The organism is Rheinheimera sp. A13L, assembly GCF_000217935.1.
GTDB lineage: Bacteria > Pseudomonadota > Gammaproteobacteria > Enterobacterales > Alteromonadaceae > Pararheinheimera.
Map to the genome: position 1 here is coordinate 120,227 of NZ_AFHI01000006.1, position 15,722 is coordinate 135,948.

General features: G+C 43.9%; 18 protein-coding genes and 1 pseudogene. 4 read left to right on the plus strand and 15 right to left on the minus strand.

Annotated features, from left to right (window positions below):
* Positions 1-162: 162 nt before the first annotated feature.
* From RHEIN_RS04545 to RHEIN_RS04570, 6 genes are all read right to left on the minus strand, one after another.
* The gene (locus RHEIN_RS04545; protein WP_008897797.1) at positions 163-468 is read right to left on the minus strand and encodes a hypothetical protein; all 306 of its coding nucleotides are present in this window, start codon (positions 466-468) and stop codon (positions 163-165) included.
* Between the two features lie 100 nt (positions 469-568).
* Positions 569-1,012, minus strand: coding sequence for a hypothetical protein (locus RHEIN_RS04550; protein WP_008897798.1), 444 nt, complete (start codon positions 1,010-1,012; stop codon positions 569-571).
* Positions 1,013-1,150: 138 nt separating this feature from the next.
* Positions 1,151-1,507 carry a hypothetical protein gene (locus RHEIN_RS04555; RefSeq protein WP_008897799.1) on the minus strand — a complete coding sequence of 119 codons (357 nt, stop codon included), beginning with the start codon at positions 1,505-1,507 and terminating at the stop codon, positions 1,151-1,153.
* 59 nt (positions 1,508-1,566) lie between these two features.
* Positions 1,567-1,785, minus strand: coding sequence for a DUF6500 family protein (locus RHEIN_RS04560; protein ID WP_008897800.1), 219 nt, complete (start codon positions 1,783-1,785; stop codon positions 1,567-1,569).
* 494 nt (positions 1,786-2,279) lie between these two features.
* On the minus strand, positions 2,280-2,780 hold the full coding sequence (locus RHEIN_RS04565; protein ID WP_008897801.1) for a hypothetical protein: 501 nt from the start codon (positions 2,778-2,780) through the stop codon (positions 2,280-2,282).
* Between the two features lie 47 nt (positions 2,781-2,827).
* Entirely contained in the window at positions 2,828-3,928 is a 1,101-nt protein-coding gene (locus RHEIN_RS04570) for a serine hydrolase domain-containing protein (RefSeq protein ID WP_202797773.1), read from the minus strand.
* Between the two features lie 292 nt (positions 3,929-4,220).
* On the opposite strand from RHEIN_RS04570, the gene RHEIN_RS04575 reads away from it, so the two are divergent.
* The 4 genes from RHEIN_RS04575 (at position 4,221) to RHEIN_RS04590 (ending at position 10,545) form a co-directional block, all read left to right on the plus strand.
* Positions 4,221-7,097 (plus strand): insulinase family protein, encoded by a 2,877-nt coding sequence (locus RHEIN_RS04575; RefSeq protein ID WP_008897803.1) that lies wholly within the window; start codon positions 4,221-4,223, stop codon positions 7,095-7,097.
* Between the two features lie 157 nt (positions 7,098-7,254).
* Entirely contained in the window at positions 7,255-9,387 is a 2,133-nt protein-coding gene (locus tag RHEIN_RS20295; RefSeq protein ID WP_083826276.1) for a winged helix-turn-helix domain-containing protein, read from the plus strand.
* Positions 9,388-9,396: 9 nt separating this feature from the next.
* Positions 9,397-10,068 carry a winged helix-turn-helix domain-containing protein gene (locus RHEIN_RS04585; protein WP_008897805.1) on the plus strand — a complete coding sequence of 224 codons (672 nt, stop codon included), beginning with the start codon at positions 9,397-9,399 and terminating at the stop codon, positions 10,066-10,068.
* A gap of 141 nt (positions 10,069-10,209) precedes the next feature.
* Positions 10,210-10,545, plus strand: a complete 336-nt coding sequence (locus tag RHEIN_RS04590) for a hypothetical protein (RefSeq protein WP_008897806.1) — start codon at positions 10,210-10,212, stop codon at positions 10,543-10,545.
* Between the two features lie 195 nt (positions 10,546-10,740).
* On the opposite strand, the gene RHEIN_RS04595 is transcribed toward RHEIN_RS04590, so the two are convergent.
* The 9 genes and pseudogenes from RHEIN_RS04595 to RHEIN_RS04630 all read right to left on the minus strand — a co-directional run.
* A complete protein-coding gene (locus RHEIN_RS04595; protein ID WP_008897807.1) occupies positions 10,741-11,127 on the minus strand; it encodes a hypothetical protein in 387 nt (128 codons plus the stop codon).
* A gap of 131 nt (positions 11,128-11,258) precedes the next feature.
* Entirely contained in the window at positions 11,259-11,963 is a 705-nt protein-coding gene (locus tag RHEIN_RS04600; RefSeq protein ID WP_008897808.1) for a hypothetical protein, read from the minus strand.
* 82 nt (positions 11,964-12,045) lie between these two features.
* A complete protein-coding gene (locus tag RHEIN_RS04605) occupies positions 12,046-12,603 on the minus strand; it encodes a GNAT family N-acetyltransferase (protein ID WP_008897809.1) in 558 nt (185 codons plus the stop codon).
* Positions 12,604-12,854: 251 nt separating this feature from the next.
* Positions 12,855-13,166, minus strand: a complete 312-nt coding sequence (locus RHEIN_RS04610; RefSeq protein WP_008897810.1) for an energy transducer TonB — start codon at positions 13,164-13,166, stop codon at positions 12,855-12,857.
* A 116-nt stretch (positions 13,167-13,282) separates the two neighbouring features.
* Positions 13,283-14,293: a serine hydrolase domain-containing protein gene (locus tag RHEIN_RS04615; RefSeq protein ID WP_008897811.1), complete on the minus strand. Its 1,011-nt coding sequence runs from the start codon at positions 14,291-14,293 to the stop codon at positions 13,283-13,285.
* A gap of 123 nt (positions 14,294-14,416) precedes the next feature.
* Complete coding sequence (locus RHEIN_RS04620) at positions 14,417-14,608, minus strand: hypothetical protein (protein WP_008897812.1); 192 nt, start codon at positions 14,606-14,608, stop codon at positions 14,417-14,419.
* A gap of 58 nt (positions 14,609-14,666) precedes the next feature.
* Entirely contained in the window at positions 14,667-15,113 is a 447-nt protein-coding gene (locus tag RHEIN_RS04625; protein ID WP_008897813.1) for a hypothetical protein, read from the minus strand.
* Between the two features lie 105 nt (positions 15,114-15,218).
* Positions 15,219-15,481, minus strand: a pseudogene (locus RHEIN_RS20650) (Txe/YoeB family addiction module toxin).
* Positions 15,482-15,518: 37 nt separating this feature from the next.
* Positions 15,519-15,722, minus strand: a 204-nt coding sequence (locus RHEIN_RS04630) for a type II toxin-antitoxin system Phd/YefM family antitoxin (protein ID WP_008897814.1), incomplete at its 5' end; no start/stop codon positions are given.

Sequence of the window (15,722 nt, forward strand, 5' to 3'; positions counted from 1 at the left end):
CTCAAGTGAACAAGAGGACATGCCCCGCGTTTTCAGCAACTCTAGGCAGGCGCTGAAAGCAGGGGCTGCTCCGGAAACTTCGGCAGTCCTTAGAGTGGGCTTGCGCTGCAGCCAATGAACAGAGTCAGCACCATTGCATCTCCAGATTGACCAGCTACCCCATCAGCGGTTAATAAAACCTGCAATAAAGAATTCAACTTTTCCACAGGATTTACAGGCATACATATCTAAGTTTTCTTTATTGACAAAGAATTCGCCCAGCTCGCCTAAAACGCCCCAACGTGTGCCTTCGTGAAAACCTTTAGTGCCTAAAAAAGTTAAAGCTGACTTGCACCGGACACAATCGGGACTGATATCACGCAAAGATTGAGCAGGCGCAGTCTGACCTTTTTCACAATTACAGTTCCAACAAACTTCAAATTCATCATCATCAATAGTGGTATTACAATGTTGGCATTGCCAGGACATAGGTTTTTTCCTTAAATTTTGATCGACCTACGACTCCACCTTGTCAGCAGAGCCGTAAAGCCAGGCACTAAAGTTGAGAGTTAGCCAGCCGCACTCTGCGTCAGCTATTTTTTCTGCTCAACTCAGGCCAGCGTTGGTAAGTGCCTACCGCATAAAAAGTACCCATAATTAAACAGATAGCTGAACTGACCAACCAAAATGTCAGGCTGTTTTCCGGGAACATTGGCATTAAAGCCACAAAAGAAAAACCTCGGATCAGGAAGATGCCGCTAATAACACACAAGGCCAGTCGTAACAATGGCAATACTTTGATGAGCCCTGCACCAGAAAGCCCATAAAGCGACCATAACCCCAGGACAACAACAAGGACTGAAGTGACAGCAGTTGGATACCAATGCCCGGCTTCAGCCATTCGCGCCATTTGTTCTCCGGCACCAAAAAACCTGTACCAGTCTGCGCCAAAAACAATACAGCCCAAATGAGCTAAGGCTGCAATAGCGCTAAATACTGCGGCAGCGCCAAGAAACTTATTATAAGTACGCACTTTTTCTCCTTAAATGCATAACACCAAGGGCTGGTGCCACAGCAGCTATACCCATAACATGACAGCAATAAAACGAAAAATACAACCATAGATCTCATAGATGTACTCTGAACAATGAATGTAAAACTAAGCAGGCTGTCAGCCGACAACTGCACTACACAGTGTTAATGCACTGATGATAAAAAAAACCAACCAAGACAAATGTTTACCTTTTGTATAGACGCCAGACAAAATCCCACTCAGAGCAAAAACAAGGCTGACGGTCAATAAAACAGCAGTCGAGTCAGGCTGTACTATAAGCAGTGCGGCAAAACCCAACCAGGCCAGAGTTGTGAGATGCCAGGCAAATCGAAGTGTTCCTTTGGTAAATTGATCACTGCCAAAAAGATGTGGCAGGTTATCCCGCTTAAACAAGCGGCTCAGAATATAGCGCTCTCCAAGAATGGAATGCACCAATCCACACAACACGAGTAATAACGACGCAATTATCAGCACTATATTTCCTTAAAGGCTTAAGTCTGAATTGAATGCGACAACAGGCAGGCGCTGCCTGACTAAAGCCCAGCTTCAACCATAGATTTAATTTTATTAGCTTTCTCAAAATGATTGAGCTTGTGGGTTTTTATCCACCAGGTTGCGGCTTCCATAAGAAGATCAGGGTCATCATTTTTGTTGGCAAAAAACGCATAAAACGAGACGCCAACAGCCTCCCCCTTGCTCAGTATTTTACTGGCGCACACCCTGGCAATTTTATCTCTCAGCTCATGTCTCATTTGTTTGCTCCATTGCCTCTGAACCTTTGGCAGATCTGACATTTGTTTAAAATAAAAAGGGTTGTTTAGTCTTCGTCCCCCCTGATTTTTTCACAATTTCTTTTGTCTTTTTGCCAATAGCCTTGACGGTATCCCTTGAAGCATGTCCTACTTTTTGGTTACATCCCTCCTGGTATGGCCAATTGTTTTGCCCGTTTCTTTGATACCGACACAGGATGCCAGCAAAGATACAGTCACAAAGCATAGGATAATGTTCATTAGCTTATGCAATTTATAACTTCTGCTCCCAAATGCGATAAATCTGGTCACTCCCAGAAAACAGCTAAAGGAATCAACAAAAGTCGCCAATCCTTCACTCAGCTGCGCCCTGAAATACTAAGGTCTTAAACAAACGCACTTAATTTGCATCTGACAAAAAAGCTACAGTGTAGTGGCAATTATCAATTTTATTCAATCGTACTCTTCTTTGATGATTCAATGCACAGAGTTCAATTTCAGCTATTGATTATATATCCACTTTCAATCTTTCTTTTTCCAATAACATATTTAATATGCCATTCCAATTGTAAGTCAGCTGCATTTTCGGATTTAAAGATCAAAACCAACGTGCTATTGTCTGCCGCCTCACAACCTACCTCTAAATTGATGCTAAGTGATTTCGCTCCCGCAACACTGTCACGGATGTTTACATTGGTGAGAGATATTTCCTTGAGTTCATTTGTTCGCAAGTATGCCCGATACAAGGTAAGGTAATTATCAAAGCCAATATTAATTCTTTGGGTTTCTTTTATATTAGGCAATGGAATAATAGGAGGCAGAGGAATTAGCGGCGACACCATAAATCCATCTGCGATTTCACCACAATAAGAAGAAGGTAAAAAAGAAAATTCATTCTCATGCAAAGCTGTAAATTGAAGGTACTGCTGCCTGCTCATCACTGAGGCTGCACACCCTTGAATTAATAAGCAAACGGACATTATCAAAAATATCTTCATACATTCCTCATGACACTTATTATTATTTTAACCACAACGACCAGCATTCATTGGTCAGATAACTTATCTGTCTGATTTTCACTTTGCAAAATGGGTAAAATATGATTCCGGCTGAGGCGGTGATGTGTTGCATTTGCATACTTAGTGTTATGCGCGTTGAGCAACAACACGACCAATACATCACGGCCCGGTATAAATTGAATTAATGCAGTGTAACCAAAATCTGTACTGCCGCCCATTTGAATGACTGATTCACCCTGGATATCAAGTTGGGAAAAGCTACCCAATAACCATTTTTCATTGGCTTGAGTAAAAGTCAGATTAGGTGCGGAGTCAGGAAACAGAGTTCCATCTTTTAGCGCTGCAAACCAGGAGGCTAAATCATCCACTGACGTAACCATACCCCCAGCGCCTATAAGCGCCCAGGTTAGCCCTTTCTGATAAGTTGTTTTTCCCTGATCATCACCGCCATATCCACGAGCCAGCTTACTGACCGGAATAATTGAGTCCTGATAAAAGCCAGTGTCAGCCAGTTTTAACGGACTCAGCAGATGCTGCTGAACATACTCCTGAAAGCTTTGGCCTGTTGTTTTCTCAACTATGGCAGCCAAAAGCGTATAGGCTGCATTTGAATACGCAATCTTTTCGCCCGGCGCAGCAATCAATGGCATGGACAAAATTCTGCGTTCTGCCTCTGTTTTATCCATCAGTTCAAAGTCTGAATCGTTATGAAAGTTATCCAGACCACCAGAGTGCCCCAATAACTGCTCAATGGTGACAGGTTTTAGAGCATCGGCAGCTTCCGGATATAAATCTCCGACCCTGGTGGACAGCTGCAATCTTTGATTGGCAACAAGCTGAAGTACTGCAGCGGCAGTAAATGTTTTAGCAATAGATCCCATATCCGAGACAGTAGTAACACTGTTGCTTACCCTGTGTTGCCTGTCTGCACAGCCGTAAGCGGCCTTAAATACCGCGCTGTTGTTCTGAGCAAGAAGTACCTGCCCGGCAAAAGTACCAGCCTTGTGCTCACGCTGAAGTTCATCAGCTAAGGCAGTAACCACTTCATTATTTGTCTGAATGACTGGTGCAGTGTCCGTCGTGCAATCAGGTGTTCCACTGCAGCCAGAAACTGCCAATAACAACAAAAAAACTGTCCATCGATATGTAAGATACATAAGTTCCCTGATGTTTAAAGCTGTTGCAACGCCTGACTTTCAGGCGAATAAACTATTGCACAAAACAATGAACAATCACAGCTTAAAAGAAATTAAATAAACTAAATCAATTAGTTAATATTGGTTATAACTTTGGTTATAACTAATTTTCGCCATAATTCACAACAAATTCGCAGCCTGGTTATCGCTAGTTTTTTGCTCCGTGGTTAGTTTGCAGCAACACCCATTTGCAAACTAACAACACAGTAGACGGAGTCGAATTATGAGTACTAAATATTTCACCTTAACACCACTAAGCATTGCCATTGTCGCTGGCTCATTGATGCTATCTGTCAACGGTTGCTCTAACAATGCTGCTTCACTTACTCAGGCAACACTATCTGCTCCGGCAAGTCAGCAGTTAAAAGTCAGCCCCAACGATCAGCGCCAGTACCAGGCGATCACCTTAGCTAACCAGCTACAAGTGGTATTGGTATCAGATCCTGCCGCAGAAAAGTCATCCGCAGCGTTGAATGTGGATGTCGGCTGGCTCAATGATCCAAAACAACAACAAGGATTAGCACACTTATTAGAGCATATGCTGTTTATGGGCACAAAACCTTACCCTGAGCCAGATGACTTTATGAAGTTTATGGATCAAAACGGTGGCAGTCGTAATGCCTTCACCAACCAACTCACCAACTATATGTTTGAAATTAACAACAGCCATTACGAAGCTGCCCTGGACCGCTTTTCTGAGTTCTTTAAATCGCCACTGTTATTACCCGACTATGTCGATAAAGAGCGCAACGCGGTCCACTCAGAATGGTCATTAAACCGCAATCAGGATTTCTGGGCACAACGTCATTTAGCTGCGGACCTACTAGGGCAGCATCCGGCGAATCAATTCTGGATTGGTAACCTCGACAGTCTGAAAGACAAAACCGACAGTCAGCTGCACAGTGAACTGGTGGCATTTTATCAGCGCTATTACTCTGCAAACCGGATGAAGCTGGTGCTCATCAGCCCGGAACCACTGGCGAAAATGCAGTTATTAGCACAGCGCTATTTTGCTGATATTGAAAATAAAAAGGTTGAGAGCCCAAGACCAACGGCAAAAATTGATTTTAATCACTTTGGCCCTAAGCGGGTGCACTACGTGCCCAATATAGAGGCACAAATGCTACAACTGGAATTTACCATCGACAATAACCTGGGAGATTTTGCAGTAAAACCCAATGAATTTGTCGCCCATTTACTGCGTTCTGACATGCCAGGCACACCAGCACAACAGCTGAAAGCAATGGGATTGCTGGACGCACTCTATGTTCATTTTGATCCCAAATTTTATGGGAACTACGGCACCCTGCAAATTGAGATGGCATTAACTGAAGCCGGAATGCAGCAACGACCGGCCATCACCGCTATCATGATGCAGTATCTGGAGTTAATACGGCAAAAAGGTGTTGATCCCAGGTACTTTGAAGAAATTCGCACTTCGCTGCAAAACCAGTTTAACTTTCTGGAAAAAACGGACGGTTTTAGTTATGCCGCTAAGCTAAGCACAGCCATGCAATACTACCCTGTTGCCTCAGTAGTCAGCGCACCTTACCACTATGAAAAATTTGACCCAAAGGCGATCAGTACCTTGCTCGAACAACTGGTACCTGAGCGGTTAACGGTTTGGCATATTGGCAAACAGGAACCAGCAGAACATGCATTGCAAGATTTTAATGCTCGCTATTCTGTTGCTGAAATCAGTCAGGAAGAAAGGCAAAGCTGGCAACAGTCTAAACTGCCACTCAGTTTGCCAGAGTTAAACCGCTTTCAGCCGGAAAGCTTCGCCCTGCACCACAGCAAAAACAGTACGCCGATAAAAGTGCTGGATAAGTCAGGCATCGAAGCCTGGTTGGCGGGCAGCACCCATTTTGCTGACCAGCCACGTGGCCAGTTGCTTATGCAATGGCATCAGCCTGAGGCCAAACAAACAGCGAAAGATGCGGTGATGCACGGTTTGTGGCAGCTGACTTTTTTACTGAATAATCAGGCCTTGTGGCAAGAAGCCAGTGCAGCAGGCATGACATTGCAACCAGAGGCTGATCAATACGACCTGGTGTTAAAACTGTCGGGCTTTACCGATAAACAAGCCGCTTTGACCCATTACATTGGTAAAGCACTGGCCGCAACAGTTACAGAGCAGCAATTTGGTCAAAGTATGGATTTGCTGCAGCGTAGTCTGCGCTCGAAAGAGCAACAAGTGCAGTACTATCAGGCTGGCGAGTTACTAAAAACCACACTGTTCTCCGGTCGCTTTGAACTGCCCGCTTTATTGACTGCAGCGCAGCACATCACTGCAACAGAGTTTAATGCTTATATTCAGCACAGTCTGGCCGCCAGCCAATTACGCATACTGGCGCAGGGCAATTACACCGAAACACAAGTCACAGCTTTTGCCAAAACTCTGGCTGGCTCCGGAAAAACACAGCGGCAGTACCAGCAATTTAAACGCTGGCAACCTGAAGCGGGTCAACGTTTGACAGTGCTGCGCAGTAGTCCGCAAGATGACACCACAGTGTTCTGGGCACAATTTTTACCCAAGTCTGGCGATGCGGGTAAAGCTGCAGCAAAAGTGCTGTCTGGCCATATACATCAGGCATTTTTTAATCAGTTACGTACCGAAGAGCAGTTAGGTTATGTAGTGCAGGCGCTTGAGTTACCCTTGAATCCGCATGCTGGCTTAGGCTTTATGATCCAAAGCACTGTGTTATCCGGTATGCAATTGCAGCAACGGGTCGATTTATTTCTGCAACAGTATGGCAAACAGCTTGAACAGTTAACTGAAGCCGACTTTGCCAAGCTAAAACAGGCCCAGCTACTGGAACTGCAACGTGCACCAGCCAACTTAGATGAAGAATTTACCTCGCTTAGCGATGACTGGTTAGGTAACAACTTGAATTTTGACAGCAAACAGCAATTGATAGCAGCCGTGAATGCCCTTACGCTGGCCGATATACAGCAGTTTTACCGTCAGGCTTTCTTGTCGCAACAAGGTGCCGCTTTGCAGGTTGTGTTGCAAGGCAAAGCCAAGCCACAAAGCTCAGACACCCTGCCCGGATTTCGCTTAGTGCATGATGTAACCAGCTTTCATCAGACGTTTTAACCAGCACCGATAAAACATCAGGCCCTGCAACTCAGGGTCTGATGCTGCTCCTTTAACCAGCCGCTGTAACCTTGCCGCTGCTCTTAATGACAACGACAAGGCGGCTGTTAACTTCAGGCATTAGTTGTTTCTTCTGTGTTATTTATCAGTATAATCAGTGCGATATTCGTTTTTGTTATTGCATTTGAGATCACCCTTGTCCAGTCAATTACCTGCACAAATACAATTAGGTGAGTTTACCTTTGACACTGTACAGCGACAGCTCAGCCTCGCTGGCACTGTGATTGTTCTGGAACCCAAAGTTTATGATCTGCTGTGTTATTTAGTGCAGCATTCAAAGCGTTTTGTGTCCTTAGCCGAATTGCATCAGCAGGTGTGGGCCGGGCGTGTGGTGACCGACACCGCAGTGCGGCGCACCATCAGTAAATTACGCAGCGCGCTTGGCGATACCGACACAGATCAGCCACGTTATCTGAAAACACAAATGAAACTGGGCTATCAGCTGATTTGTGAAGTAAACGCCGACACCAGCACTGAACTATCGGAAAACCAATTCACAGACAAGGAACCGACAAAAAACGAACCTAAAGCTGCTGCAGACAAAAAATACAGCCTTTTTGTCGCGGCTCTGCTGCTGTTCATTTTCCTTGTAGCTGCAGGTTATTTTTTCTTTTCGGATAAATCAGGATCAAAACTATTTGCTGCGCAGCCAGAAGTTTTACTTGATGTAGACGGCGTGATGGTCAATCTGAGTCAAAGCATGGATCAGCGTTATCTTGCTTTTGTCGGTCAGTTGAACAATGAACAAAGCTGGCAGCTTTACCTCTTTGACACGAAACAAAACTTATTGCGAAAAATTGCCACGCCAGCAGGGCAACCTCGTTTTGTCAGTTTTATTGCCGCCGATACAGAATTGGCAGTCACTGTATTTGATCAGCAACAAAAAGCCAGCCTCTATCGCGTCAAGCTGGATGGCGAAGATCAGTTTACCAGCGTTGCCGGTTTAACCGGATTAGAGATGCTGACCGCAGCTACAGCTTTAGATGAACATACTATTCTGATAGGTGGTGTTTTACCTGGCAGTAACAGTTTGTTTCAGTACAGGTTGAATCTTTTGAGTAACGACTTAGAGCCCTTTACCTACAGTCAGCAACCTGTTGAAGATGCGTTACCTAATCTGTCACCTGATGGCAATAAAATTGCGTTATTGCGACGTAATCTGGCGGATAACAAAATGTATCTGCAGTTGTACGACAGACATAAAAACTTGCTACAGGACATGCTACTGGCGACAGAAGAGGGTTTCTATCGTTTTGACTGGCTGAGCGATCAGCATATTTTGCTACGAAAAAATCAGTATCTTGAGCTGATCGATTTAGTCACAGAGCAGCGCCAACCGGTAGAAGAACAGGATGCCATTGCTGCTGAATTTATTCTGGCCAAAAACGGCAGTTACAGTGCTATCCAGCGGATAGTGAAACACAAGCAGTTTTATCTGGGCCCCTGGCCTTATTCAGGCCAATACAATACACATTTTCAGTTGGCAAGTGCAGTAAGTGCCGTCACCTTTAGTCAGCAAGATGGCGTGCTTTGGCTTACAGATAAAGACGATGATGCCAATTGGCTGCTGCAACACTATCACCTGGCCACAGGCCAGCGCAGTACAATATTCAGTGCAAAAGAGCGATTTAATTTTGTTGCAGCACACAAAACGTCGCCCTGGCTGCTGTTAGAACAAAGCGGCCGCCTGATACTGCTGAACCAGAACACTCAGCAGCAACATGTCGTTACTACTGCAACCCAAGCTGTTACACAAGGTGTATTCAGTACGGATGGGCAAAGTCTGTTGTATCCGGCGCAGCTGTCCGGCCAATGGTTTATCTATCAGTATCAGATAAACACCAATACACATCAGCGCTTTTTAGCCAACTACAAAGCCCTGTTACCGCTGGACGATGGTTATATAGCTATTGCAGCAGATCATAGTGTCGAGCAACTTACCGCTGATTTTGCTGTAGCGCGGGTCCTGTTTACCCCAGCTCAACTGGAAGGTCAAAACTCGCGTGTATTTTTAAACGAAAACCGGGTTAGTCTAATCACTCAAACCACCTTGTCAGATTATGTACTTCATACCTTTGATCTGGACACAACAGAGCGTTTTCAGGGGCAATTACCTTTAGACAGTTTTGGCGATGAGGTATCCATAAACAGCCAGGGCACACAAGTCCTGTTTTCAACCGGCGTCAACATGAAATATCAGCTGGTGCGTGGTAAGTACAATTTTAATTAGAGGCCTTGTATGCGTTTTACAGTTTTTGTACTGGCTTTATCAGGCTTTACCGCAAAGGCTCAGGCTCATTGCTTTTCACTGGGGCCAGCCAGTTACGGTTTTTGCAGCACTGCTCCTGACGCTGTAAAGTACCAACTGACCTGGATTGTTGTGCTATGGCTGGTAGCAGTCATTAGTTACGGCAAATTATTGTATAACCCACGTGTACACTTATTGGTAAAAGTAGTTTTGTTTTTGGCCTCTTTTCCTGTAAGCCCTGTTTTAACACCCATTTTAGCGCTATTACATTATCTGGAACGCCGCCTGGGTTGGCACCATAAAACGGATGTAAATACAGTCAATAATAGTGCTAAATCGGATCTGCCTTCCGAAGCCCCTCCTTTGACAAGACTTGGGGAATTTCAGTTGGACACCATGACGCAAAGTCTGCACAAGAACAACAATGTGACGCAACTGGAACCCAAGGTATATCAGTTGTTGGCCTACTTTTTTGAACAGCAAGGCCGTGTGATCAGTCTTGAAGAGTTGCATCAGAATATCTGGCCGGGTCAGCTAGTGACCGATACAGCTGTGCGTCGTACCGTCAGCAAGTTACGACAGGCACTTGAAGATACCGATCCACAAAATCCACGTTTCATTCGGTCTGTGATGAAGCGTGGTTATCAATTTACAATAAACTAAGCTATTGAAATAAAAATGGTTACATCCTGGTTATAACTTAATCCGCACAAGGTATTCGCTTGGTTGTCGTAGTTTCTGCTGCTCTTTTTTATGCTGTTGCTGGCTGGTATTGGACCAGCCTACACAGAATAAGGATGCGTTATGGACTATATAAGCTTGTTTGCATTATTGAGTATGGCGGCCGACACGACCGCAGAGCTCGGTCAACTGGCAGCTGTGGCGGATGCAAGTATCACAGAGAGCAAAACATGCTACCGACAAGGTGCTTTTAGTTTTGGCAATTGTGATCTGAGCAGCATTTCTGATCAAGCCGCACTGAGTTATCCCTGGATTATGGTTAACCTTTTATTTGCTGTTATCTTTTTTAATCCAAGGGCAAAGCCTGGCTGGAAAGTGCTGGCATTTCTGGTTGGCATGCCCGGAACACTATTTATTGCAGCCTTTATGCAGCTATTTGGAAAAAAACAGCAGCCCTAATGTTTGTGGTGAGCGGCGATAATTTAAGGGCTTGCTTTGAATTAACCCTGAGCCGCTTTGAACCTTCCATTTTGTCAGGATAGCAGCCGCAAAGGGCAGGTTGATGCCCGTGTTTACATCAGGTATCTATCTTCCGCAGCACAGGATAACCAATTAATATGGCTAAAATTGAAAACACGATGACAAAACCTGGCTTTATTTGTCCTGCTTACTTAGCTTGTTGTATACCTGCTGACACCTGACCTGATGATCACTTTCTATTGAAATAACAACGCGTTTATTAAATTCGTTATTAGTAACGTAACCGCAACTCCCCTGATACACCACTGAGTCCGTGTCTTTGATGTTATAGCTGTAAACACCATCACGTTGCTGCTCCAGAGAATAATGAAGAGTATTGCTTGAGCCATTAGCAATTGAACCAAAATCTAAATGACTACCGGGCAAATCAATCTCCACCAGAGTCAGCTCAGCTCCCGAACTATTTACCATGGTGATACTGGGTAAAACATAGAAGCTTGAGTAATAGACAAACACCAACAAAGCGACCACTGAAAACACGATTTTATACAGAAGTTTCATTATGTCTCCATAGGCAATGAAGGTTCCAGACATGCACCAGCCTGGCACTAGTCACTTGAGCCTGCCTGATACAAGACTCATAACAAAATAGCGACCTAGCCATAAGGTTTGTATTTTCGCTAGACGCTGTGTTAAATGCCTTCTGCACTTGCTTTGAAGAACTGCACTTTGTCAGACAGTTGCTTGAATTCCCAAGGCGGGTCGATGACCGAAATATTACCAAGGCCCAACTTTTCCAGATCGTCTAATTCGTAATACCATCCAGAATAATCACCAGAATCCAGTTCCTGCTGATAGCCTGGGTTCTGTCCCAGATAAGTTATTTTTTGATCCACCCCAATCATTTTGAAAAAGTTTTCTTCCCGGGAACTTGCTGCCTTCAGGTACTCATCAAAACCAGCTCTTGCCGCTTTTTGCTGAGCTTCAGGTAACTTTTTCAAGGTATCTTCTGCAACCTCAGCCATTCCTGTTGTGCCTCCGTGAAACCCAATAACAGCATGGTTGGAAATACGGCGTTTGCTTGCTGAAGAAAAAACATAATTAGCACAAGAAGACAGGCAGTAATCAATAACTTCAACACCGAGCTTATTTTTAAAGATAATTTCAGCTAAATCCATGCCTTTATTCACTTCGCCGCCTTTACTTTTAATCGATATCCATTCAATGGATCCGGCACTCTTTTCAAGCAGTGAGAGTAGCTTTAGGTTGGCGTCCTCAGTTAACAAACCTTCATAGAAAATTTTGTTATTTTTCAGGCTGACTTGAGTTTGTTCTTCCGCTTTTGCGCTCACCAGAGTGCTCAAGACTAAGGTTGATAACAGTACGTATTTATACATGCTTTTTCCTTTTAGCATTTGACGATAACGCTATGAGTGCGAACCGCTGAGCGTCGCCGTGGGCATTCAGTCACGTGGCTTGTTATATTTCAATGAACTCAGAACGGAGCAAACCGAAACATTTGAGATCATGAAACTTGTTCTTCCAATACCCGCATTCACGCCTGAGCCCTTCCTCTTTAAAACCAAGCCGGCGTAATAAAGATTCTGAGGCACTATTGCCAGGTACTGTGTCTGCCTGGATCCGATGCAACTCTCCGCAAACCAATGATCCCGCAAATCCGGCAGCAATAATGGCACGCACCGCTTCCAGGGTATAACCCTGCCGCCAAAACTCAGGAAGCAAATCATAACCAATAACAGCATGACGCATTTTGCTGCTCCACGAATTAAAACCGCAGGTGCCGATCAATTGACCTGATGCCTTCAACCGGATGGCCCATCTGATCCCCTGCTTTTCTTCATACCTGGATTTAAAAAGACTAATTAAATTAGCAGCTTGACTATATTCACTAAAGGCATCTAAGTCATAGTATTCGACTACAGACGGATTGGAAAACAAATTGAATAAATCAGCTTCGTCATCAACACTAAGCTCTGTGAGCACTAGTCGCTCAGTTTCCAGTGACGGAAATACCATCTGAATTCCTTATTGAAACATGACATCCACAACACCAGCCAAAAAGCCGCACAGCGAGTGTAAAACCCAGCCCACGAAGCTGCGTTTTGACTGAGAGTATTATGTACCGGCCGCAGCATCTGGCTCACACCTGAGACCATACTTAACCTGGACTAGGGATAATGAGTGTCGAACGACCTGGATTTAACAAATTGAATTAATAAGATAAGACAATTCGTTTGAAAAGAAGGATCTATTTCCTGGCTGCGGCGCTATTCAAGATCCCAGTCTAATTGCACTTTCACTCCTGTCTCTGTCACTGCAACACCATTGACTATTTTTGGCTTGTATTGCCATTTTGATAATGCACAGATGGCCGGTGCATCAAAAACACCTTCTGGTTCAGATTTTATCACCTTGATATTCACTGGCTTGCCTTCAGTACTTATATCAAATCCTAATTGCACAAAACCTTCTATACCTTGCCTCGCAGCTGAAATAGGGAAACCGCTATCACAGTTTTCTGAATCAGTGGCAAAAACACCACCACTGAGAAGAACAAGGGTAAGTAAACATATTTTCATTATTCAAAATCCTTTTTGGAAACGAAAGCGCCTGCAAAGGCGAGCAAGTTATGGTAAGTACAGCACACTTAGTAAGTTATTTTAATGGCACAACAGGCCGAAAATACCACCTATGATCAGTCACTTTGCTTACCATAAGTGAATGACTTTAAAATCTCAGCTGATAGGTTTTCGATGCTGTAGCCGGGGAAAAAATTCTGCCAAAACTTAGGCACTTTGTTTGATAACATCACTATCGCTGCATCGCTATTTTTTGCACAAATCACGACAGATTTTTGCCCCATAGTTTGTCCGTTATGCCATGCAAAATCACCAAGTACGTCATGACTGGAAAGCATCCAAGCCAGTCCAATATCATCACATTTGGGGTCGTTAAAAGCGGCAGCAGTTGTCTTAGCCAGCAGGTTCTTCCAGCGTTCACCTGAATAACCCAGGTGCGCTTTCAAAAATACCATCATATCTTTGCTTGTTGAGCGCCATAACCCGGCAGGTTCCATACTATTCCACTGAAAATGTGGCACCACTTTACCATTGCCATTATGCCCAGTGGCCAAACGCTGTTCAGCATAAGCAGTAAACGAAATATGCGTATCCGTCATGCCAAGCGGCTCAAGAATGTACTTCTTTACCGCATCTTCATAGCTGCTACCCATATGATCAGCCAGAAGATTCCCCAGCAGTGCCATCCCGATATTTGAGTAGTTAAACTTACCGCTCTTTAACGGCTTATTGAGCCCATTTAAGAAATTAGTGTAATCGGCATGGCTGAACTTCCTTAGCGCTTTATCGCCGCCTAAGATAAATCCTTTGAAAGGATCTCGTGGCAAACCAGAGGTATGGGTCGCCAGCTGCAATAAGGTGATGTCTTTGGCAAAAGGCAGATCCGGCTTATATCTGGCTAGTTCATCATTTAAATGAACCAAATTATGTTCAGCAAAAACTGCGAGTAAGGTCGCTGTAAATGTTTTGCCAACTGAGCCAATTTCAAAAACATCGACCTCAGATTTCGTCTCACAGCCATAAGATAAATGGTGCACTCTACCATGATGCCAAAGTCCCATATCCAATTGAGGGATAGAGGATTGAGTCACCCATGCTTGAATTTTATCTTCGAGCTGCTTATTCATTCTGATAGTCCACTTCCCTTGCCCATCGCTTTGGCCTGTTCGGGTAACACAGGATCATCCACATCGTTTTGATGGTTCGGCACACCTCAAATTTTCGGGGCTTTGCAAAAAATTACTCAGCCTTTATTCCGACAGCCGATCGACTTTGCGTTCAAGCTCCTGAACCTGTAATTGAAGCGCTTCAACCTTAAGCTCAAGATTTTTACGGGTTTTGCCATTTTTTACATGAGCTCTTATCCAATCAGGTAGATCAAATAATTCAATTAAAAACATCATGACTATCATGGCTGCAAGAAAACTGACCATCTCCCACATGTTTCACCTCCATTTATTTGTGTATCTAAAGTATCAACCACAGCGGTTCACGCATTACTCATGAGCAGCACAGGCCATCCCGTGCAGGCCCACTGTCAGCCTGCTTACGTACACTTTTTAAAGCTGAATAGACGATAAACCAAATTATTAGTGCAGCTAAATTTACGGACAATGAAAAACTATCAAAGGACAATGAAAAAGTGAATTGAAAACCGAAACTCAGAGAAAATATAAAGTATTCGGTTTCAAACCCAACAATTTGCACACCATAAAGCCACAAACACAGAATCAAGGCTTTTTCACTGAGCTTACATATTCTGTATGCAAAATATGTATTTAAAACAAGCATAGCCAAAAGAGCAGAAACCAATATATGCATAAAGCTTGCCGATTGGTTTGTTATTAACTGAGTCGTCATAAGGGTTATAGTTACGACACCTACGAGGCTACTTACAGCTAAAGTCCAATACGCTAATTTTGTATTAAAGTTATGATATAAAAACATATTTTCCTTGTAAGGCTAACCTACTACTCACCGGAAAACGACAAGCGCCAGCGAGTTATTTTTCCGATGCAGCAACTTGTGAGCTGCTCTGCGGAATCATTTTATTTAATAGTGATAACGGGCTGAAATGATAGTAATAGCCTGATCATCAACTAGATAGCTTAAACGATTTGTATCATCAATGCAGCGTGACCAGAAGCCGGCTAGGTTTTCTTTTAATGGCTCAGGTTTACACGTCCTTCAAAAGGTGAGCGCTTTCTGTCACTTATAAGTTTGTTTACCCGTTTAAGCGTTTTTTTGTCCTGAGTTTGCTAATAAAAGTAATAGCTCCATGCTTCGCCAGTCCACGAAAGCAAACCACTACTCATCAATCAGGTTTCTTTGCGTTGCCTGACCAGCTTTGAATTATTCAATTGAGTGATTCAAATGCGCAGCATTTGCTGGTGAACGCAGTAAACGCAGTAAACGCACAGTTTTCATCACGCTGTTGTACCAGTCCAGCGACATAACAACAGCATCTTCTGAATCACGACGAGCAATCACAGCAGTATCAGCATTATTTACTACTGAATCGAGCACTGCTTTTAAGCTATTTTGTGCTTCTGTAAA